This is a genomic window from Polaribacter batillariae (assembly GCF_017498485.1).
Classification (GTDB): Bacteria; Bacteroidota; Bacteroidia; order Flavobacteriales; family Flavobacteriaceae; genus Polaribacter; species Polaribacter batillariae.
In genome coordinates, this window is record NZ_CP071795.1 from 842,083 (window position 1) to 858,432 (window position 16,350).

Annotated in this window: 12 protein-coding genes and 3 pseudogenes; 5 read left to right on the forward strand and 10 right to left on the reverse strand. The window is 29.9% G+C overall.

Features of this window, described 5'->3' with window-relative positions; translation table 11 throughout:
• Positions 1-153: 153 nt before the first annotated feature.
• The 3 genes and pseudogenes from dapA to JL193_RS03850 all read right to left on the reverse strand — a co-directional run bounded on the left by dapA (position 154) and on the right by JL193_RS03850 (position 2,834).
• Positions 154-1,028: pseudogene (gene dapA / locus JL193_RS03840) on the reverse strand (4-hydroxy-tetrahydrodipicolinate synthase).
• Positions 1,029-1,133: 105 nt separating this feature from the next.
• Positions 1,134-1,649, reverse strand: a complete 516-nt coding sequence (locus JL193_RS03845; RefSeq protein ID WP_207972568.1) for a DUF6913 domain-containing protein — start codon at positions 1,647-1,649, stop codon at positions 1,134-1,136.
• Positions 1,650-1,751: 102 nt separating this feature from the next.
• Positions 1,752-2,834: an esterase-like activity of phytase family protein gene (locus JL193_RS03850; protein ID WP_207972569.1), complete on the reverse strand. Its 1,083-nt coding sequence runs from the start codon at positions 2,832-2,834 to the stop codon at positions 1,752-1,754.
• A 253-nt stretch (positions 2,835-3,087) separates the two neighbouring features.
• Between JL193_RS03850 and JL193_RS03855 the strand changes: the two genes are divergently transcribed.
• A complete protein-coding gene (locus tag JL193_RS03855) occupies positions 3,088-3,483 on the forward strand; it encodes a DoxX family protein (protein WP_207972570.1) in 396 nt (131 codons plus the stop codon).
• Between the two features lie 303 nt (positions 3,484-3,786).
• On the opposite strand, the gene JL193_RS03860 is transcribed toward JL193_RS03855, so the two are convergent.
• From JL193_RS03860 to JL193_RS17555, 5 genes and pseudogenes are all read right to left on the reverse strand, one after another.
• A complete protein-coding gene (locus tag JL193_RS03860) occupies positions 3,787-4,440 on the reverse strand; it encodes a lysoplasmalogenase (protein WP_207972571.1) in 654 nt (217 codons plus the stop codon).
• A gap of 9 nt (positions 4,441-4,449) precedes the next feature.
• Positions 4,450-6,477 (reverse strand): M1 family aminopeptidase, encoded by a 2,028-nt coding sequence (locus tag JL193_RS17435; protein ID WP_367890026.1) that lies wholly within the window; start codon positions 6,475-6,477, stop codon positions 4,450-4,452.
• An 8-nt stretch (positions 6,478-6,485) separates the two neighbouring features.
• Positions 6,486-8,105, reverse strand: coding sequence for an ABC transporter permease (locus tag JL193_RS17440; protein ID WP_367890027.1), 1,620 nt, complete (start codon positions 8,103-8,105; stop codon positions 6,486-6,488).
• Between the two features lie 129 nt (positions 8,106-8,234).
• Positions 8,235-8,708, reverse strand: coding sequence for an AAA family ATPase (locus JL193_RS17550; RefSeq protein ID WP_437440089.1), 474 nt, complete (start codon positions 8,706-8,708; stop codon positions 8,235-8,237).
• Positions 8,694-9,121 (reverse strand): annotated as a pseudogene (locus JL193_RS17555) (ATP-binding cassette domain-containing protein); the annotation flags it as partial. The gene JL193_RS17550 and the pseudogene JL193_RS17555, both read right to left, overlap by 15 nt.
• 129 nt (positions 9,122-9,250) lie before the next feature.
• On the opposite strand from JL193_RS17555, the pseudogene JL193_RS03875 reads away from it, so the two are divergent.
• The 4 genes and pseudogenes from JL193_RS03875 (at position 9,251) to JL193_RS03890 (ending at position 12,861) form a co-directional block, all read left to right on the forward strand.
• Positions 9,251-10,338, forward strand: a pseudogene (locus JL193_RS03875) (M42 family metallopeptidase).
• A gap of 59 nt (positions 10,339-10,397) precedes the next feature.
• Positions 10,398-11,555, forward strand: coding sequence for an aminotransferase class V-fold PLP-dependent enzyme (locus JL193_RS03880; RefSeq protein WP_207972572.1), 1,158 nt, complete (start codon positions 10,398-10,400; stop codon positions 11,553-11,555).
• Positions 11,556-11,564: 9 nt separating this feature from the next.
• On the forward strand, positions 11,565-12,110 hold the full coding sequence (locus JL193_RS03885; RefSeq protein WP_207972573.1) for an NUDIX hydrolase: 546 nt from the start codon (positions 11,565-11,567) through the stop codon (positions 12,108-12,110).
• Positions 12,097-12,861: a hypothetical protein gene (locus tag JL193_RS03890; RefSeq protein WP_207972574.1), complete on the forward strand. Its 765-nt coding sequence runs from the start codon at positions 12,097-12,099 to the stop codon at positions 12,859-12,861. Before JL193_RS03885 ends, JL193_RS03890 begins: the two co-directional genes overlap by 14 nt.
• A gap of 214 nt (positions 12,862-13,075) precedes the next feature.
• Here the strand turns inward: JL193_RS03890 and JL193_RS03895 are convergent, their stop codons facing one another.
• Together JL193_RS03895 and JL193_RS03900 are read right to left on the reverse strand one after the other, a co-directional pair.
• On the reverse strand, positions 13,076-13,840 hold the full coding sequence (locus JL193_RS03895) for a DUF6503 family protein (RefSeq protein ID WP_207972575.1): 765 nt from the start codon (positions 13,838-13,840) through the stop codon (positions 13,076-13,078).
• A 354-nt stretch (positions 13,841-14,194) separates the two neighbouring features.
• Positions 14,195-15,955, reverse strand: coding sequence for an ABC transporter ATP-binding protein (locus tag JL193_RS03900; RefSeq protein ID WP_207972576.1), 1,761 nt, complete (start codon positions 15,953-15,955; stop codon positions 14,195-14,197).
• Positions 15,956-16,350 lie beyond the last annotated feature (395 nt).

Genomic DNA, 16,350 nt, shown 5'->3' on the forward strand with positions numbered 1-16,350 from the left:
TTGTTAATCTTACCTCTTCTTTTTAGTTATAATTGAAGTTTTTAATTAACATTTCTTCTGTAAGTTGTTACAATTTTATTTTTAATCTATTTTAACCAATCTCTAATTTCTATATATTGCTATAAATAAAAATTAATTTTGTTGCAAACTGTTTTAAAATTGTTTTACGAATTTTGCTATTTTAGTTTGTAGTGCTTCACTTGCAGAAACCAATGGCAGTCTTACTCGATTCGAAGAAATGTGTAATTCTTGTAAAACGGCTTTTATTCCTGCTGGATTATTTTCAGCAAAAATTAAGTCGATAATTTCCATCATTTTAAAATGAATGGCATAGCCTTCTTTATTTTTTCCTGCTAAACCAAAATTAATCATGGTAGAGAATTCTTTTGGAAATGCTTGCCCAATTACAGAGATAACTCCAGAACCTCCTGCTAAAGTTACTCCTAAAGCCAAATCGTCGTCGCCAGAAATAATTAAAAAATCTGCTGGTTTATCGCGCAATAATTCTAAATATTGTTGTGTATTATTGCCTGCTTCTTTTACACCCACTACGTTTTTAAAATCTTTTGCCAAACGAAGGGTTGTAGAAGCCTCCATATTTTTGCTGTTCTTCCAGGAACATTGTATAAAATAATTGGTTTTTCTGTAGCCTGTGCAATTGCTTTAAAATGCTCATAAAACCCTTCTTGTGTTGGCTTGCTGTAATATGGTGCTACAGACAAAATACCGTCGATATTTGTTAAATCTGTATTTTTTATTTCTTTTACAACTTCTAAGGTATTGTTTCCGCCAATTCCTAAAACCAAAGGCAAACGTTTTTGATTTGTTTTTACAATTACCTCTATAATTTGCTTTCTTTCTTCTTTCGAAATGGTGGCGCTTTCTCCTGTTGTACCATTAATTACTAGGTAATCTGTACCATTTTCTATGTTGAAATTTACCAATTTTACAAGTGCATCAAAATCTACACTAAAATCTTCTTTAAAAGGTGTAATTAAGGCAACTCCTGTTCCAATAAATTCTTGCATTATTTTTTATTTTTAGAGGTACAAAATTACACTTTTAAGATGTATATTTTTATACTTTTCTAAATTCTTAGAAAGAATAAACAACTTTATAATTAAAGTTTAATTTTAAAGTTTTTTAATAATTTGAAGGTATTTTTTTAACTCTAAAGTAAATTTACCGATATTTAAAACATCTTCGGAAATTTCTATTTCAAATAAGTTTGAGTTTATGTTCGAAAAACCAACTTTAAAAGATGCTTTCGATTGTAAAACTGCACTCTCTAAATACAGGTTGGGCTTGGTAAAATAACCAATTAACAAATCGAAAGGTTGTTCTAAAAAACTATTAAAATTTTCTTGAAAAAATTCTCCTTTCCAATTAATATCGTTTTCAGAGAAATGTTTGTAAGAGAATTTATTTAATTTATTATAGGGTCTAAAACTGTATATTTTTGCATTTCTAACTTCTAATGTTTTTTCAATAATCGATAAAACATCTAACTTCGAAGAAATTTCTTCTGTGGTTAAAATTGCTACAGATTGTATTTTCTTTTTAGAAAAAATTCTATTTTCTATAGATTGTTGTAAAGTTTTGTCGAACTTTTTTTGAAGAATATTGTGTTTTAGTTTTGTAAATTTCATTCGGAAATATAAATTCTAAGAGAGTAAAAATAAGCATTATTTGTTAGTAATTTCTAACTGTGAGACGCTTCCAGCGTAACAAAACTGGAGTAAAAATAAGCATTATTTGTTGGTAATTTCTAACAAAATAAATTGATTTAATTGTTTTCCATATGCTTGAAAATTGTCGTCGGAAACTAAAATTAACGTTTGGTTTCCGTTGGCTAATGTGGGACCAAATGTTATGCCTTCTATATTGTCTATAATACCGTTTGTTAATTTGTTTTGAACTGCTTCGAAATTAAATAAAAGGCGTTTTTTTAGAGGTTGAAAATTTGTGGTTTGCAAAGAATCTATTGCAATAATGTTTGTCGATTTTTCTTCGACTTGAGCATCGAAAATTCGAATGATATTTCCATAGCTTCCATAACCATTTTGGTAGGTTCTTTCTACCACAAAAAAACGATTTTTTTTATATTCTAAAATTGCAGTTACGCCATTTAAGTTTATATTTCCTTTTGCTGGTTTGGTAATTTTTTCTAATTGATAAGCAAATTGTTTTGTCGCTTTTTTCGATTTTTTATCGAAATAAGTAATTCTAATCGGAGAATTGGTTGCTGTAAAAGTGGGTTCTACTCCATCAGATTTTAACACACCTTCCATTCCTATCCAAAACCCTTTTTTATCAAAACTTTTAGTAGAGGCTTCAAAAGTGGTATTATGATGCATGTTTTGTTCGTTTATCAAAGGTTTTGGAAGTGAAAATTTTTCGATAAAATTTCCTTTAAAATCTGTAGTAAATATCGTGGGAGCATTTTTATAATTTATAGAACCTTCGCTTACAAAGTTTACTTCGTTGGTAGTTTCATCTACAAAAATAGATTCTAAATCTAAATAATTATTGGTATAAAATGTATGGGTAGAATCTTTTAAAAACACAACATCTTTAAAAGTTACTGCTTTAAATTTGTTTGCTTCGATACTTATTTGTGCTTTTAAAAACCTTGGATTTTTTGCATCATCTACCACAAAATAGTAAAATCCGTTTGCTTTATCTAAGCCAGATAAACCACCTACTAAGGTGTTTTTAACATATATTGAATCTTGTAAAAGATACTCATCTAAAAATTGAAGTTGGGCTTGAGCCTCTTTTTTGCAAGCCGAAAAAGCAGTACAGAAAAAAATAAAATAAACGAAGTTTTTCATTTTTAAAGTTTCTTGCAAAGTTACTTTTTTTATGAATTATACCAGTTATTGTTTGAAATTACTGGAAAAGAAATGGATGTTTTTTTTCTTTATATAAAGAAGAAAACGAAAGCATAGCCTTAGCTATGGTTTTTTTATTCTGAAATAGAAAAGAAAAAAAGGCGATTTATTATAGGATTTTTCAAATGATAAATGGTATTACGTAAGCTTCAAATAAATAATTCGTCTAAAAAAAAACAAAATTCAGTTTAAAATGTTTAGCAAAGGCATCTTCGTTTTTAAAGTAATTATTGCTGTAATTATATTACAAACACTTTTTTATAAATTTTCGGGCGCAGAAGAAAGTGTTGCATTATTTACAAAATTGGCAGGAGAAAATGAAGCTTATTTACGAGTTGGTGTTGGTGTTTTAGAATTGATTGCCTGTATTCTTTTTTTTATACCAAAAACGGTTTGGCTCGGAGCAACTATGATTGTTGGTTTAATGGCTGGTGCTATTTTTTCTCACTTCACAATTCTTGGCATCCCTCATAATAATGATGGTGGTTTGTTATTTGGTTCGGCTTGTTTATCGCTGGTTGTGGCACTAATTGTGCTCTATATTGAAAGGAAAAATATTCCGTTGATTGGGAAAAGATTTTTTCTTTAATAGCTAAAAAATAGTTTCTTTTTAAAGAAAAAAATATCATCTAAAAATTAAATTCATCGCAATAAAAAGATATTTTTTTAAAATTATTTTATTTTTTAACATTTTTTTATTATAATTGCATTGTGTTTGAAATAAATATATTAAAAACACATATTTAACCCCTAACTGGTAAATAGACAATTTTACTTGAGTTGCCCTAACAACAATCGTTTAAAAATATAGAAGTTTACCCCTATCTAAAAAAGCAACTACAAAAGTAGTTGCTTTTTTTGTTAATAATATTTTCGGTTTAAATACGCTACTCTATACCCCTTTTACTATAAATGCTTTGCAAATTAAATATTGAGCCACAACATAGGTTGCCATTATTATAAATCCGTACATTTCTTTTGCTTCATAAAATTTATTAATAGCCAAAACGCTATCTGAAATTACAAAAATAAATGCTCCTAAAAACAACCATAGATTTGCTGTGCTTTTCTCTTGCAAGTAGTTTAAAAGTGCAACTACTCCGAAAGTAGAAATGGTAATTCCGTAAATAATTACAGGCAACAATAAATTGCCTAAACCGTCTTTTAAAACGCTTAATAAACTTATAAAAATAAGTGCAAACGGCACTGAAACTATCAATAGTTTATAAGGTTTTACTTTCTTTAAAAAACTTGTTGAAATTTTTATAAATAAAACATGTGCCAATAGAAATGATGCCAACCCAAATAAGAAAAATTTTTCCTTAAAGAGCAAAAAAACATCTCCCCAAAAAGAAAAAAACAGGGCAGAAACATACCAGAAATTAGGTTTTTTAACCGAAACTAAATACACAATGGTTAAAGTAATCATTAAAAAAGGTTTTGTAAAAAAAGCCCATTCGTTACTATTTACAAGACCATATAAATGAAAAACAACCACTGCTAAAAAAAGCATAGAAGCAGTTGTTATTTTAATTTGTTTTGTCATATGTATCCATTACAATTTTCTTCTATTATCGTCGGACTTTGTGTCGATTAATTTGTTATAAGGATCTACACCAACTTCTGTTGGTTTCTTATCTACAATAATGGAAATTTTATTGTTAATTTGAGTAATTTTATGTTTCTTTAAATAGAGTACTTTTTCCTCTTTTTTACCATCCACTTCCTCTTCTGTAAAAATACCAATATCTATATAATCTGCCAAAGGAACTGAATAAATTGGATTTTTAGAGCCTTCTTTTGTATATGAAATAGAATCTTTTTTGTTATCGCTATAATAACGTTTTCCTTTTTCATTATTTCTGTATTTAGACACTTCAAACTCTATGTTTACTTTGTATTTTCCGTTTTCTAGTTCTGTAGATTTTACATCTACAATTCTATTTTTATACAAAGTAATGGTTTCGAACATATCTTTAATAATGTATTGTAAAGAATCTGGTGTTGCTTCTCTAATAAAGTTAACCATTTCTACGGAAGTTGTATAAGGTGGCTCTTGAAATTTTACTTTATTTACGTATTTTTTAATCGCTCCATTAAAGTTTTCTTCGCCAATATAATCGCTTATTGCATATAAAACTAAAGAACCTTTTTGGTAATGAATATAGCCTTGCCCATCGTTATACATTAATGGTTTTTCTCTTTTAGACTCGAAAGTTCTTTGTCTTAAATAACCATCTAATGCGCTTTTTAAAAATTTACGCATTTTTGTTTTACCTTGTTTCTTTTCTATTACTTTTAAAGAAACATATTCCGACATACTTTCTGAGGTTAAAGTTGCTCCTAAAACATCTGCGCCAATTACCTGGTGCGCAAACCATTGGTGCGCTAATTCGTGTACCGTAATTGCAAAAGGATAATCTACACCACCATCTTTTGCATCGTTTACATCTGCTATAAAACCAACGCCTTCTGAAAACGGAATTGTGTTTGGAAAAGATTGTGCAAAACTGCCTGCTGTTCTTGGAAATTCTATAATTCTTACTTGTTTATGTTGATAAGGACTAAAATTCTTTGTATTGTATTCTAAAGAAGCTTTCATTCCCTTTATCATTCTATCTAAATTATACGTGTGTGGTTTATGGTAGTAAATTTCTAAATTTACATCTTTCCACTTGTCTTTTTTCACTTGGTATCTTCCAGAATTAAAAGCATAGAAATTTAAAATTTTACTATCCATTTTGTAATGGAAATATCTTCTATCGCCTTCTACCCATTCTTTTTGCAAATATCCTGGTGCAATTGCAATTTGCTCTTTAGAGGTTGAAACGGTTGCCTCAAAATCTATCCAATCTGCATCTCTAGAGATATACGTATTTCCTAAGGCTGTAGAATCTGTAGGTTCTGGCTTTAATTTATTGGGTGGCAAATCGTATTTTTTTCTTGTTTGATCGTCAGACAATTCTCTTTCTGATGAATAACCCAATGATGGAAATAGCTGAAAATTATTTACAAAGGTTCCGTTTTCTCTTATTGGAGATTTATTCGTTAGAAATGTGTTTTTTTCATTTTTAACTTCAAAAGAAAGGGTTAAACTATCTCCTGGTTGTAATGGTTTTTTAAGTTGATAAATATCGAAATTGTAAATTGTATCTTCTAACACCAAATTTATTGCTTTGTTAAAAGTAAATTTACTAGGATAATCGTTATGGCTTAAGAAAATACTATCTATGGCTTCGTTGGTTTTGTTTATCATTTTATAAGTTCCAGAAGATGTAAAATCTCTCGTTTTCGGAAAAATATTCATAGCTACCTTTACTGCCACAATTCTTGGTTGTGCATATTTTTCGAACTTTTTATATGTTTTTTCCCATTGAACACGTAATTTTTCGGCTTCTTTAGCAGAAATATTGGTGTTTAGGTAATTTGTTTCATAATAAATTCTTCCTCCAATTGCTAAAAACACTAACGATAAAACAACAATAGCTGCTGTTATTTTGCCATTTGCTCTTTTCTTTGCTATTTGTAAACGTTCTAAAAATGAGTTGGGAATTCCTCTCGTCCAAAGTAATTTTGCTAGCATTAACAACACTATTCCCCAACAAACCAGTAGGTTTTATAGGTAAAGTACTTGCTAAATGCGGCTCCATAACCATTCATATCAGAATAACGATAACCTGGTGCTTGGTTGTATTTAAATACAGCTTGTTCTATACCAGCTAAAGATAATAATGGAATACCTATTAACAATATTAATAAGATAAACAACCCTAAATATTGGTTTTTAACAATGGTTTGAATAAACATTGCCATCAACGCCCAAATTGCAAAGTGAATAAACATTAAGGCATAAAGTTCAAATAAATAATGCCCTATTTCAAAATTATAATAACCTTTATAGGCTTGGAACGCCATGCCTGCAACCATTATTACAAACAATAAAACAATTTGCATTTTTAATATTGCAATAAATTTAGACAGTAAGAGTGTCCCGTTTTTTACAGGAGTTACATCTACCAAATGATTTACTCTTGTAATTTCTCCTCTTCTAATTAACATTCCTGCGTACAAGAAAGTTAACAAATTAATAAAGAAAGTAAACGTACCTCCTGGAAGTAATAACATTTGCCAAGTGGTTGGCAATGTTTTTGTTTCAAAAATTTCGCCAGCTGTATTTGCCATTATTATTAATGAAAATAAACCCACTAATAAAATTGCTATAAATGGCCAACTTTTAACAATGTACTTAAAATCTACATTCGAAAGCTTCCACATTGTTTTTACATCGTTCCAAAAAGAGTAATCGTAGGTTGCTTTTGGTAAATTAATTCTTGTAATTCCTCCAAAATTTTGTTTGGTAGATCTTTCGCCTTTGTTCTTTTTAAAGCTAAGTGTAAATGCATTTTGGCTAAAGGAAAACACTTTATAAACCCCTAACATTACCAAAGTTGCGACACCTAACCATAATAATCGATTGTAAATAATTACACCTTTTAAAGGCAGCATTAGTTCGTTTTGTTCGGCAACTGTCCAATAACGTGTGTAATAACTTGCTGCTTGGCTTCCAAATGGGTCAAAAAGAGCGCTCCAAAAACGCAAATCTGGATTTGACAAAAAACTCTCTGCAATAGATTGTACAAATAGTAATAAAACCACAGTAATAAAACCCGCTGCAATATTTCTTGTAAATGTTACTACACCAAAAACAATGGCGCCAAATAATAAAACATTGGGTATTATATACACAAAGTAAGCATGTGCATAGGCTGCAAAATTAAAAGAACTTACCAGTTCTTGATTGGTTCCTGGCAGTCGAAAACCTATAAATAAGCCAAGACCTGCAACTAAAATAATTAATAATACAATGGTAAATGCACTTAAAAATTTTGCTGATAAATAATTAAATTTCGAAAACGGATACGAATACAAAATAGAGTGCATATTGCTTTTATAATCTCTATAAACCGCAACTCCAATAATAGAAGGAAATAGAAAAAATAGTAAAATAGCCATCGCATTAAACAAATCGTTTATTGCCATTGGAGAATTTACAATTTTCGAGGAACCTGTTGTAACCGTTAAACTATCGAAAATACCTGCAGAACTTGCCGATAAAAAAGCGGCAATAAAAAAGAAAATAGCTGCAAAAATATAAGTAACGGGTCTATTAAACCAGTATTTTAATTCTTGTTTGAATATTGTTGAAAACATAAAATAATATTAAATATTAAAAGTAGAAATGTTAGAAGTTTTGTTTCTTCAAAAAATAAAATTTTAAATTCAAAATTTGTCTTGAATCTTATTTATCAAGTTTCTGTCTTGATTCTTGTGTCATTTTCATTAAGCTAAAACTGCCTCGTCTTGTTTTAAAGCGATAAAATAAACATCATCTAACTGTGGTTTCGAAGCCACAAATTCTTCCGAAGGTTTTTCTAAGCTATGTACTCTTATGTTTAAAGTATTGTCTTGGTTATAGTTAGAAGACAAAACATTAAAACTTGCTTCAGCGACATCTAAATCGTCTCTTTGAATAATTTTTGTCCAAATTGTACCTTCCAATTCTTTAGTTGCCGCTAAAGGAGTTGTGTGTTTTAAAATTCTACCACCATTTAAAATGGCCATTTCGTTACATAATTCTTTTACATCTTCTACAATATGTGTCGAAAAAATTACAGTACAATTCGTACCAACTTCACGTAAAACGTTTAAAAAACGATGTCTTTCAGCCGGATCTAAACCAGCAGTTGGCTCATCTACAATAATTAATTTAGGATTGTTTAATAACAATTGTGCAATTCCAAAACGTTGTTTCATTCCTCCAGAATAACCTGCAACGTGTTTTCTTCTTACATCGTATAAATTTGTAATTTCCAATACTTCTTTTACGATGGCTTTTCTTTCTTCTTTGTTAGAGATTCCTTTTAAAGTAGCAAAATAATCTAATAAATCTTCTGCCGACATTTTAGGATACACTCCAAAAGATTGTGGCAAATACCCAAGACCTTTCTTAAAGACATATTATCTTCTAAAACATTAATATCTCCAAAAGTAATGGAACCCGAATCCGGGCTTTGCAATGTTGCAATCGTTCGCATTAAAGAAGATTTTCCTGCACCATTTGGCCCTAACAAACCAAACATACCTGTGCCAATTTCGATACTTAAATTATCGATTGCTTTTACTCCGTTTTTATAAACCTTTGTTAAGTTTTTTATTACTAGTTTCATTCTCTTGGTTTATTTTATTTTACTTATAGCATTAGTGTGCAATTAACAACTTTTGTTACAAGTTTTTGCATTTTATTTGAATTGAAATCAAAAAAAACGTTTTATTTTTACACAAAATTGAAATATATTATGGCAAAAAAATCGATATTAAATAAAAAATCACTTACCTTTTAGAAAAATACTTAAACAATGCTGCTCCAACTGGCTACGAATGGGAAGGGCAAAAGATTTGGATGGACTATCTAAAACCTTATGTAGATGAATTTATTACAGACACTTATGGTTCTGCTGTTGGTGTTATAAATCCAGATGCAAAGTATAAAGTGGTTATTGAAGGACATGCAGATGAAATTTCGTGGTATGTAAATTACATTTCTGACAATGGTTTAATTTATGTAATTAGAAATGGTGGTTCAGACCACCAAATTGCACCCAGTAAAATTGTAGATATTCATACCAAAAACGGCATCGTAAAAGGTGTTTTTGGTTGGCCAGCAATTCATACAAGAGATAAAAGTAAAGAAGAAGCTCCAAAACCAGACAATATTTTTATTGATACAGGCTGTGCTACAAAAGAAGAAGTAGAAAATTTAGGAATTCATGTAGGTTGCGTAATTACCTATCCAGATACTTTTCATATTTTAAATGGCAACAAATTTGTTTGTAGAGCTTTAGATAATAGAATGGGTGGTTTTATGATTGCCGAAGTTGCACGTTTGCTAAAAGAAAACAAGAAAAAGTTACCTTTTGGATTGTACGTTACAAATTCTGTTCAAGAAGAAATTGGTTTAAAAGGTGCAGAAATGATTACACAAAAAATTAAACCGAACGTGGCAATTGTAACAGATGTAACGCACGACACCACCACTCCAATGATCGAGCAAAAAAAAGCCGGACTTTTAGAAATTGGAAAAGGACCAGTGGTTGCGTATGCACCAGCTGTACAACAAAAATTACGTGATTTAATTACCCAAACTGCCGAAGAAAAAAAGATTCCTTTCCAACGATCTGCATTATCTAGAGCCACAGGAACCGATACAGATGCTTTTGCTTATAGCAATGGTGGTGTTGCTTCTGCACTTATTTCTTTGCCTTTACGTTATATGCACACAACTGTAGAAATGGTGCATAGAGAAGATGTAGAAAATGTAATTAAAATGATTTATGAAACCTTATTAAAAATTAAAGACGGAGAAACTTTTTCTTATTTTGATTAACTAAATTTCGATACAATTTTTACAACTAAGTCTGTAAAATTTGTAGCTAACTTTTTAATATGAAACTCACAAACCAAAAACATCTTTTTAGCATTCCAGAAGAAATTACGTATTTAAATATTGCAAGTCAATCTCCTTCTTTTAAAGCTGTAGAACAAGCAGGAATTAAAGGCGTTTTAGAAAAAAGTAATCCTTATAAAATTACTGGAGACAGTTATTTTGAACCTGTAAAAGAAGTAAAAAAGCTGTTTGCAAAACTAATTAATGTTAACGATTATAACAGAATAGCAAACATCCCTTCTGCTTCTTATGGTTTGGCAACTGTTGCAAATAACATTACTTTAAATAAAGGTGATGAGATTCTTTTAGTTGAAAGTCAATTTCCAAGTAACTACTATGTTTGGGAAAAATTGGCAGATAAATTTGACGCAAAACTAACCCTTGTTTCGATGCCAAAAACAACTAAAAACAGAGGAGAAAAATGGAATGAAGCAATTGTAAGTTCAATTACTAATAAAACAGCTGTTATTACTTTAGGAAATATTCATTGGGCAAATGGAACTTTGTTCGATTTAAAATCTATTAGAAAAAAAGCTACCGAAAATAATGCATTATTAATTATAGATGGGAGTCAATCTATTGGTGCTTTGCCTTTTTCTGTAGAAGAAATAAAACCAGATGCATTAATTTGTGCAGGTTACAAGTGGCTTTTTGGTCCTTATGGTTGTGGTTACGCTTATTTTGGTACATATTTCGATAACGGAAATCCGTTAGAAGAAAATTGGTCCAATCGCCTAAATAGCGAAAATATGAGCGATTTAACTTCTTACCAACCCAAATACAAACCTTTAGCAAATAGATATTCTGTTGGCGAACATGCAAGTTTTATTCATATAAAAATGCAAATTGAGGCCTTAAAACAAATTATTAACTGGACCCCAAAATCGATTCAAGAATATTGTAAAGAAATTACTGCAAATGCCGTTTTAAAACTAAAAAAAATAGGCTGTTTTATTGAAGAAGATAATTTTAGAACGCATCATTTATTTGGAGTTGAATTACCCAAACAACTAAATATCGACAAACTAAAAACCAAACTAAAAGAAGAAAATATTTTTATTTCTTTTAGAGGAAACTACATTCGTCTTTCTTGTCATTTATACAACACGAAAGAAGATTTTAATAAATTGGTAAATTGCATTTTAGCTTGTTTTTAAATTTGTAAAATGGACGAAATTATAGACATTCTAACTCCTGATGGAAAACCAACAGGAAAAACGGCTTTAAAGTCAGAAGCACACAAAAACGGTTGGTTTCATGGAACAATTCATGTTTGGCTTTTTACGGCCGATAAAAAAATCTTGCTCCAAAAAAGAGCTTTTACAAAAAAAGTATTTCCAGGCTTGTGGGATGTTTCTGTAGCAGGGCATATTAGATCGGGAGAATCTATTTTATCTTCTGCAAAAAGAGAAGTTTTCGAAGAAATTGGTTTAAAACTAAAAGAAACCGATTTTAAAAAAATTGGCACAAGAATTCACCAAGTTTCTCACGCAAACGGAATTATAGATAATGAGTTTCATCATGTTTTTATTGCAGAATTAAAAGTACCCATAAAAAACTTAAAAATGCAAATAGAAGAAGTTGCCGATTTAAAATTATTTGATTTAGCTGTTTTAAAAAATACAAAAAACCTCGAAAACATTTTACTACCAAAGTATCACGACTATTATGTTAATGTTTACCAAAATATCTTAAAATATGAAGAAAAATAAAGTTGTTAGTTTATTAAATCATAAAACTAACGAAGGTAAAAATGTAAAATACTCTTCACTTCTTGAAGAGTTTATAGAACCTTTTGCAAGTGAATTCCAATATTTTGAATATCAGGAAGATATTTTCGATTTTGCAATAAGCGCATGGAATTTTGCGAATATGAGTTTTATTGTTGATAAAAATGAATTTGAAAGAACAATCTCTTTAATTAAAGATGAAATCGCCAATTACCCTTTATTAAAAAAGATGATACAGCATAAGCAAACCAATTTTAAAGAGTTTAAAAATTTTATAATTGATTTTGAGCTTTATGAAAAAAACAATTCACTAACCTTAACTGTAGTTACACAAAAAGAAGAAGTATATTTATCTAACCATCAAGAGCTAGAAAAAACCTTTATAGAAACGGAGTTTAACCAAAATTATATTAATAGATCTGCAATTTCTTTAAAACCTTTACAACCATTTATCGATTGGTATAATAAAGTGCATCCTAACGATAAAATTGATGAAACTGATGTAGATGAAGTAAATATTTATTTAATTAACAGCAATTATTATGATGATATTGAAACTTATTTAAAAAAGAAGTTTGATATCTATTTTAAAATAGAACTTGAAGATTGGTTTGACGATAGAAAAAACTGGCCAAAAAAACGTACTTACAAAATGTTTAAGCAGTGGTTTCGAGTTGATGTTTCTAATGCCATTTACGATTTAGAAAAAGTACCTGTTAAAAAAATAGAATAATGCGATTTCTTGTTTGAAATTACTGTAAAAGACCTCGAAAACATTTTGCTCCGAGGTTTTTACGAGGTTTTATAAACATGAGTTTAACATCAATTGTCTAATACACTACTTATTATTACGTTACTAATTTAAACATTCCATTGAGCGCAGTCGCAATTTATTTGAAACTCTAGTTTTACAACTCTTCTCGACTGCGCTCGAGAACCAACAGCATTTATTTTACTGGTTTCTCAAAAAAAGAATCTGCTAATTTTCCTTGGCTAATTAGTGGCATCGTAAATTCTGTTGCTGGTCTTGCTGGCTCTGTTGGCATTCCGTTTTCGTCTTTTTTATACCAGGTAATTGCCTTTGGTAAAACCAATCCGTTTACGTTTTCCCAAGAATTATAACGAATTAGATTGTATTTGTCACTTGGTTTTTTCGAATTGAAAGTAACTGTATAAGCCAACCATGCCATTTGGTAGGTTTTCGGATTGTAATAAATAATGTAATTATCGTCTGGCGAAGTTCCTTTATTTGAAGCATAAGAAATTTTATATCCTAGATAATTTGTTTCTTCGAAAGTAATATCGTTTGCTTTTTCGTAAGTAATTCCATCATCGGCTAAAACGAATGGCATGGCATAGAAATAGAAAAATAAGTTGTAGTAAAAATCTTTATTTCCATTGTAAGCACCTTGTTCAGTTTCGTCTAACCAAACTTCTTTTCCATTGTAACCTAAAGAATATTTAGGCGCATTAATAACTATTTTTCTGGTTTCTAAATCTGTTGTATGTACTTCTTCTCCTTTATTAAAAGATAATACTTTGGCATTTCTCCAAGCCTTAATTCCTCCATGAGCATCAAAAACTTTACTTAATTGATCTGGATAATGTTCTTTTTTAACGGTGGCTGTTTTTTCTTTTTTTGTTGTTGTTTTTGAATCGTTTTTACAAGAAACTACAACTGCGATAATTAGAAGTAAAATTATTTTTTTCATTATTTTGTTTGATTTTATTTGTTGCTAAAGTCGAATTTTGAATTTAATAATTACAAAGTAATGTAAATTCAGATTCCCAACATAATTAAAATTATAAAAATATCCATTTTTTAAAAATAAAGAGTGGAATGTCATTTCGACCTTGTGGAGAAATCTTATAAAATAAATTAATTCCTGAGATTTCTCCACAAGCTCGAAATGACAAAAGAACTGTTTTTATTGAGTTTTAGTGAGCACGTTAGGGATAGAGCCTTTCGACTGCGCTTAAGACAAGCGATCTGTTTGAGCTCTTTTATGCCCTTAGACAAATAAAAAGCGACTAGCGAAAGCCTGTTAAATACCCAAAAAATAAATTTAAATTTTTGCTTGATATGTGTACAAATCGAAATATCTTCCTTTTTGATGTATCAACTCTTCGTGGGTTCCTCTTTCTACGATATTGCCTGCTTCTACAACCAAAATTTGGTCTGCTTGTTTGATTGTGCTTAGCCTGTGCGCAATAACAATGGTGGTTCTGTTTTTTATTAATTTTGATAAACTTTTTTGAATTAAGGCTTCGCTTTCGGTGTCTAAATTCGAGGTTGCTTCGTCTAAAATAATAATTTTGGGGTTCGCCAAAATCGCTCTTGCAATTGCCAATCGTTGTCGCTGACCTCCTGAAAGTTTTACACCTCTTTCGCCAATTAGGGTATCTAAACCTTTTTCGAAACGGTTTGTAAATTCATAAACATACGATGCTTTTACAGCATTTTGCAATTCTTGTTCTGTGGCATTGGGTCTTGGAAATAGAATGTTTTCTCTAATGCTGCCTTCGAACAAAAATTCGTCTTGTAAAACCACGCCCAAATTTTTTCTGTAACTAGATAATTTTACTTTAGATATATCGTTATTGTCGATAGTAACTTTACCTGATTTTGGCGTTAAAAATGTAGCAGATAAACCTGCAATGGTAGATTTTCCTGAACCAGAACTCCCCACCAGCGCAGTTACAGAGCCTGCTGGAACTTGAAAACTAATGTTACTTAACACCTCTTTTCCTTCTTCGTAAGCGAAAGAAACGCGATCGAAAACAATTTCGCCTTTTACGTCTTCTAGAACAATCGTTCTGTTTTTATTGTCTTCTTCTGCAGACATATTCATTAATTCTTCTGTTCTGTCTAAACCTGCAAGAGCTTCTGTTAACTGACTGCCAATATTGCTCATTTGCACAATAGGCGCAATCATAAAACCAAGAATTAATGTAAAGAATAGAAACTCTCCAGTAGTCATTTCTTCATAAATCATATAATAACCTCCAATTCCCATAATTCCAGTGGTTGCTACTCCTATTAAAAAAGTGGAAGAACTTGTCATTAATGCAGTGGCCGTTAAACTCTTTTTTACATTTTTAAATAGTTTATCTACTCCTTTTTCGAAAACTGTATTTTCTTGTTCTTCTGCATTAAAAGCTTTTATGACTCGAACTCCTGCTAAGGTTTCTGTTAGTCTTCCTTTTACTGCTGCATTAATTTTACCACGAGTTCTAAAAATTGGGCGAATAAATTTAAATGCTTTTAATGCCACAATTCCAAAAATAGAAATGGGTAAAAAGACGAATAAAGTCATCCAAGGGTTTAGGTTTATTAAAATAATTAAAGAAATTATCGCTGTAATGGTGCCTCCTACTAACTGTACTAAACCTGTACCTATTAGGTTTCTAACGCCTTCGACATCGCTCATAATTCTAGAAACTAATGCGCCAGATTTTGTGTTATCAAAAAAACTAATGGGTAAAGACAATACTTTTTTTTGTACTTGTGCTCTTAATTCGGATATTAAATATTGTGCTTGTACACTTAAAATTCTCGTTAATAAAAAAGAGGTAATTGCTTGTGTTAAAATGGCTAACAAAACAATGCCAATTAGAGTATATAATTGATGAAAGTCTTTATTTGGAACTACCTCGTCTAATAATATTTTACTTTGCCAAGGTAAAATTAAGCCTGCTAAACTTTTTATTACAATTAATATTAATCCAATAAAAACCAGTTTTCGTCTCGGCCAAATAATTGTTTTAAAAGCTTTTAGAATAGATACATTTTTTTTGTTATCTCCACTGTTTTTTAAATGTTGCATCTGTTAGCAGTTCTTATAAAGTAATATTATTTTTTGTTTGAAATAATCGTAATAAAACGCTTTTTTTTCTTTCTATCTTCTTATAATAGAAAACTGTAACAAAGGTTATGTTTTATTTTCCTAAAGAAAGAAAAAAAAATCATTATTTTCTTTTGAAATGATATAATAGTCAAAAAATGAAGCTGTCTCGAAAGTAAATTTAACTGTTATTTTGAGCACTACTAAAATCAAAATATATTTTGATTTTAGTAGTTAACGAAGTTATCGAAAAGCCTAAAATACTGAAATTCGATAAATAAGATTTCTCCATTACAGTCGAAATGACAAATTTTAATACTTTCGAGACAGCCTCATTAAAAAAATAGATTTTTTCTTGAGTTTTTTATTACAAAAAT

Excerpts from the sequence above, each read along its gene's own strand:
- JL193_RS03845 (WP_207972568.1), bottom strand. The coding sequence starts at position 1,649 with ATGAAATTTACAAAACTAAAACACAATATTCTTCAAAAAAAGTTCGAC.
- JL193_RS03850 (WP_207972569.1), bottom strand. The coding sequence starts at position 2,834 with ATGAAAAACTTCGTTTATTTTATTTTTTTCTGTACTGCTTTTTCGGCT.
- JL193_RS03855 (WP_207972570.1), top strand. The coding sequence starts at position 3,088 with ATGTTTAGCAAAGGCATCTTCGTTTTTAAAGTAATTATTGCTGTAATT.
- JL193_RS03860 (WP_207972571.1), bottom strand. The coding sequence starts at position 4,440 with ATGACAAAACAAATTAAAATAACAACTGCTTCTATGCTTTTTTTAGCA.
- JL193_RS17435 (WP_367890026.1), bottom strand. The coding sequence starts at position 6,477 with ATGCTAGCAAAATTACTTTGGACGAGAGGAATTCCCAACTCATTTTTA.
- JL193_RS17440 (WP_367890027.1), bottom strand. The coding sequence starts at position 8,105 with ATGTTTTCAACAATATTCAAACAAGAATTAAAATACTGGTTTAATAGA.
- JL193_RS17550 (WP_437440089.1), bottom strand. The coding sequence starts at position 8,708 with ATGAAACAACGTTTTGGAATTGCACAATTGTTATTAAACAATCCTAAA.
- JL193_RS03880 (WP_207972572.1), top strand. The coding sequence starts at position 10,398 with ATGAAACTCACAAACCAAAAACATCTTTTTAGCATTCCAGAAGAAATT.
- JL193_RS03885 (WP_207972573.1), top strand. The coding sequence starts at position 11,565 with ATGGACGAAATTATAGACATTCTAACTCCTGATGGAAAACCAACAGGA.
- JL193_RS03890 (WP_207972574.1), top strand. The coding sequence starts at position 12,097 with ATGAAGAAAAATAAAGTTGTTAGTTTATTAAATCATAAAACTAACGAA.
- JL193_RS03895 (WP_207972575.1), bottom strand. The coding sequence starts at position 13,840 with ATGAAAAAAATAATTTTACTTCTAATTATCGCAGTTGTAGTTTCTTGT.
- JL193_RS03900 (WP_207972576.1), bottom strand. The coding sequence starts at position 15,955 with ATGCAACATTTAAAAAACAGTGGAGATAACAAAAAAAATGTATCTATT.